Origin of the sequence: Endozoicomonas sp. SESOKO2, from assembly GCF_024606245.1 — a bacterium.
Taxonomy (GTDB): domain Bacteria; phylum Pseudomonadota; class Gammaproteobacteria; order Pseudomonadales; family Endozoicomonadaceae; genus Endozoicomonas_A.
The window spans coordinates 1-5,420 of the sequence record NZ_JAHHPQ010000450.1 but is presented as its reverse complement, the minus strand read 5'-3'; the positions used below and the strand labels follow the sequence as shown (position 1 = coordinate 5,420).

Below are 5,420 nucleotides of genomic sequence, written 5' to 3'. Positions count from 1 at the left end.
GTCATTCTCCCATGCAGAAAGTATTCCTTACTCTTACACTCTGGGTGCCCTCTACGAATCCCGCGCCGAGCACTTTTTACGGTAATAAAAGTACTCAGTTCTGAGGTAGTAGTATGACACACGCTTGCCCCAATGCATTGCGCCTTGCCGTGGCCGTTGCCATCAGTTCTTCCATCCTTGGTACACAGGCACTGACCGAACGCAGGCTACAGACAAAATCTATCGATATTCAGGGCAATGGACACGCGGAGTTTACCCACAGTGAGGTCATAGTTAAGCCAACTTTAGGTCACAACCAGCAACCAATACCCAAATCCATTACCACCACCTACCCCGATCAGACTCAAACCAGAGCTGGCTATGAGATTCCTTCTGAAGGCTTCACAAATGTTCTTTCTGGCATCAGTGGTGGTGTTTCCAGTATTGATCTGTTTGAAACGGACAAAGATGGCGTTGCTCAGAAATACACCAAAGTCCTGAAGGCAGGTAATGAGGGGATCTTCAAGATTACCCATAATCTTGCCGAAGAAGTACTGGTCATTGAAGTCAGAAACGGAATGACCAGTCAGGATTCAATTAAGGCTGTTCGAAGTCAATCGGGTGACATCCAACCACTGGAACCGACAACGAAAATCGCCAGCCCCAATCATTTGGTCGGGGTGCTGAAAGGAGCCAATGAAAGAGCAGGTAGCCTTGGCGAAGTTGATCACTATGTTGCCCTTGCCACCATCGAAGTTGACAAAATTGAAGTGAACAGTCGCACCTTTATGCGCCTTGTCGCTGCAGACGATGAGCCTCCTGATTTGCAGAGTCTGGATCAAGCACTCTTTGTTAATGATGAGCCACTTTTGGCAGCAGCGACCTCTGCCTATACCCAGGTTCATACTCTGAGAGAGGGTTTACAACAGAAAGCTCTGGACGATCTTTTGTACTACCATAAACCCGTCGGCTATGTTGTAAACGTTGGGGATGAGTGGCGGGCTTGCCCTGTGCCTGAAGGTTATCCAAAGCTGGAAGTGACTGAAGCTCCGGGAGAGATTATTGTTTTCCATGGTCAGAAGCAGAATCCGACAGATGTCGCTTTTGTGGAAAAAATCTTTGACGTCTGGAAAAGGGTTGATGCTAATACCCCCGCTCCTGGAGTATCAACACAAGTTAAAAAAGACAAGATCAAAAGCTACCAATACGTCATTCGAAGCAGGCAGATGGAACTGCTCGAGGGGTTAGCTGCGCGGCACGATGTTGGTGTTTTCGAAGATCATGATGCGGCGCTTATGCTGGCATACTATGAAATTCTCCAGCAGGCATTGACCGCTGCTACTCCTGATCATGCAGATGAATTTTATTTCTCAGTAGAACACGTCAAATTCGCCTCGTCTTTCATTACGCCACCCTCGATACATAATCAACTTGCAAAACACTTCAGCTTCAAACCCGCACTTAGAGATTTTCTGACTAACCCGCATTTTGTTCGGAATTTTCTCAATATTTTACCCTTTGCCGCCGAATTACAGACCGATAATTTTTACAACGCGAAACCGTTTGCAGACAAAATCATGGCCGACATGGCCAGAGAGATGATTGAGAATCAAATCAAGCTGGAAGAGCAGCGGGCAGCAGAAGGCGAACTCATCAAGCTTAGAAACCAGTTAAGGATCACAACGGAGAAAGTTACTGCCAGTGAAATGCTAACAAAGGAAACACTCCTGCTCTATCGGCAATCTGAGGATGCGCGAGCACGGCTTTCTGTCTATGTGGAAGAGCTGGTGAAAGAAGTTAACATACTGGATGTTCAACAAAAAAGCCTGCGCAACGAAATACTTTCAATGAGAGCTCCAGACGACGAATTTCATAAAGATCAGCTTCAGAAAAACCAGGCACTGGAAGAACGCATCGCACAGTTTGAAGAACGCATCGCACATTTAGAAGAACGCATCGCACAATTTGAAGTAATGCGACACAACAGATTCCATCGTCTTGCAGATTTGAAACCGAAAGTGGATGACATTACAACACCAGACCTCCAGGAAGCCATGCCTAAAGTCCTCAAGACGCTGAGTGCCGTAGAAAAAGCTCTGGAGATTCATTACCTTGATGAAAACGACGATCTGTATCTCCGTCGTCAGGGCATTGCTGAAGACATGCAGGAATACATCAGAGACGCCAGACAGCGGGCAGAGGAAGAGGCCCGGTACATACTGGAAGTCGTAGCAGAAATGCTCAACATCAACGTCAGTGAAGAGGATGACAAAACATCAAAACTCACCAGGATTTTCAGCGTACTTAACAGCTATGATCTCTCAGATAAAATACTGGGTGAAACGCTGGATGAGATTGATAGCATCCTCTGGAGATATGAAAGCAAAATTCTGCACGCGAAGGATTTCCAGCTGCTCACCCTTCTTGCGCACCTTCACTATAAACTCCAGGACCCTGGCCCGAACACGCAAGCCAGAGACCAACAGACTGATCTGCTGGAAGCCATAGAAAAAATACTCAACATAAAATTCAATAAAGAGGACGACAATGCAGTAAAACTTGCCCGGGTTCATACAATACTTGACGGCGATGATGTCTCAGGACACTTGCTGGATCAGATAGATCAAACCCTCCGGAAAGAAGACGGCGCAGCTCTGAACGAGAGGGATCTCAAACTCAACAAGCTTCGTGCGATTCTTCACTATAAAGTCAAAGATTCGTGCCTGGACATGCAAGTCAAAAAACAACAGGCAAGTCTGCTTGGAGCTTTAGAGAGAGAGCTGAACATCTACCCTCATAGAAACGCTGCTGCTGAAGGAAGAGGCAAGGCTACCACTGTCAAACTGGCCAAAGTTCTGAATGTGGCATTTGAGCAGGATGACGACCTGGCTGAACAAAAGGGTGCCCTGAGCACTAAAATTCAGGAATTATTCGAAAAATCAGACGCACTCTATGATGACGAAGCTGCCCGAAGAGTCTGGAACAATGAAATGGCTCATCAACTCAACATTGAGGACTACAAAGAGGATGCCACTATTGAAGACCAGAACAGTCTGGTTGAAAAAAAACTCCAACAGTTGAATAAAGAAGTTTTCAATGCGGGTCAGCCTGACGTTAATGAGCGCCTTACTGCCATTGAGAAAGAGCTTGACAGGCAAATAGCCCGACTGGGCCCCAAGCCCCGATACGTTCTTGATCGTGAGGTGGCCACTGCCAGACGAGCATTGGAAGAAGCTGAAAGTAATCTGAGAGATGTTCATCGCGAACTGAAGACGCTGCGTGGCAAGCACATTGTATTTGCCGGGAAACTTTCTGACCTGGACTATATCCCCGATAAAGACGATGTAGCTCTCAATCAGCTAATGAAAAAACTTCAGACCGACCTGGGTCTGACTGCAGGTGACGAACAAACATCTGAAGAGCGAGTAGAAGACATCAGACATTTCCTGCAGGAATACAGTGCAGAAAAACGAGATGAGATCACTGAGAAACTGAGAGCCAAACATGATCTGAATCTCCTGATCAAAGAAGGTGACCTCAGTACACTGCAAAATACTGATTACATTTTCTCCGTTACAGCCCATAAAAATAATCATGATCCGGACGAAACCGGTATCCTCGAGGAAGCATTGAATGAACTGCCTTTAGCCAAAAAAAACTACGCTCAGGTCACGAAATTCCTGCGCGATCGTGACAGAAAATGTATGGACTTGACCAGTAGATGGTTTGAAAAGAGGGATGCACAGGAGAATCTGGATCGTAAAAAACAGGAGAATATCGATTTTGGAGATTCCGATGAGAAGGCTAAATCCGTACATAAGAACGAAATGGCTAAGCTGGATTGGATCCTGAAGCAGAAAAATGAAGCTATATCAAAAGCAGAAGACGATCTTGCAGATTATGATGAAGCGTTTCTTGATGCCACTGAAGAAGCCGTGGATCTTAAACCAGATACTTCTGACACCTTTGGACAACGGATGGATGCCCTGAGAAACAAACAGTTAGAACTGGGCGGAAAAGATGGTAATGGTGGCAAGATCCGGCAACTGATGAAACAGGCCCGTCTGGAAGAGGAGATTGAAATCAGGAAAGCAGACATCAGGAGAAGGAAGGAAGTCCTGAATGCCGCAGAGACAGCTGTCGAAAGTGATCGTGGCCCCTTCCAGTACACACTGAAACAGGCAAAAATTCGAGCCGCTATGGACGCCTTCATGCAGCAGCACTCACTCAAACAACAAGCTCTGGAAGCTGCAATAGGTCTGGCAGAATTAGCAGCAGAAAGCGGTAAGACAACACCGTTCCTTAAGACACCATTCCTTACAACTTGCGATTTTGACGATGAATTTGCACCGATTCGCTTGCAGGCAATGGTCGGAGACAAGCTGACGTTTAAACAGGCCAGTCGGATTGTGGAAGTTTTCAAGAGCCTGAAGGCAACGTTCCCGGAATACCCCTCCGAGCCTGAAGAGGAGCAACCTCGTAATGCCCTGGAAGAAGTCCGGATTCTAACGTACAGGGCCAGGAATGAGTTGAAAACCGGGGCTCAACAATACGACAACGAAATTTATGGCATGGGCAAAAGAGCCATCCACTTCGTCGAGCATGAACCAGAGAACCTGAAAAGTTTCTCTGAATACTTCGCTACCCATTCTGCCAGTGGTGACAGAATCATAGCTCTTGTGCGTGACGGTCTGATCAGCAAGATTGAACTTGAAAGCTACATGAAGGCCGTCAGAGGTGTCGACGGTTATCAGACAGTGGACGAATTTGAACACTTCCTTGGCTACAAGCACGGCATCAATCTGCCTGACTTCAGGAAAGTTGTCCAGATGCTGTCCGACAAGGGTGCTGAGGAATTCATGCAAAGTGCCTTTGCCCCTACCATAACCGCCACTGGGCCGACAGGTATGAAAGAGTCTGTTGCCGGCATGAAAGAGTACGCCGCTGCGGTCATCGCCAACTACGTGCTTGACGATATTGCCTTTGAAAACGGCCACAGGACGGCAGCATTCCTGGCCAATGTTCAGGACACCCTGACACCTTACGCCAGTGCTGTTGGCGTGTCCGAATCAGACCTGATCCATGCTATCCATGACACATTGATGCAGGCTCATGCCGCAGCGGTTAAGCACCAGTTCAATGATTACTGGGTCAAACCTTCAGCTTCTCTGGTACAGGCGGTCACCTGGTACTACTCCAACTACAGACCTCTACTGGTGACCCATTCCGTCCTGGAGGCAGCCAGACTGTCTCTCTCAAACATGGCGTTCCTCTATCTTCTGGATCTGACCAACCGGGGCGATTACACACACAGGATGCTCTCACCTTTCCGGCGCTGGCTGGAACGCTTTGGTATTGACCTTGACCGAACCGGCCAATATGCCTGCCACAGTGGCATTGAAAAAATCTCTGAAGCAGGCGGGCTGGCCATGCCATTGGGC

Annotated in this window: 1 protein-coding gene; it reads left to right on the top strand. The window is 47.5% G+C overall.

All coding sequences use genetic code 11. The features are described 5' to 3' along the window. Window positions 1-113: 113 nt before the first annotated feature. Window positions 114-5,420: hypothetical protein (locus KDK17_RS10175; protein WP_257288006.1), on the top strand; the 5,307-nt coding region annotated here is incomplete at its 3' end.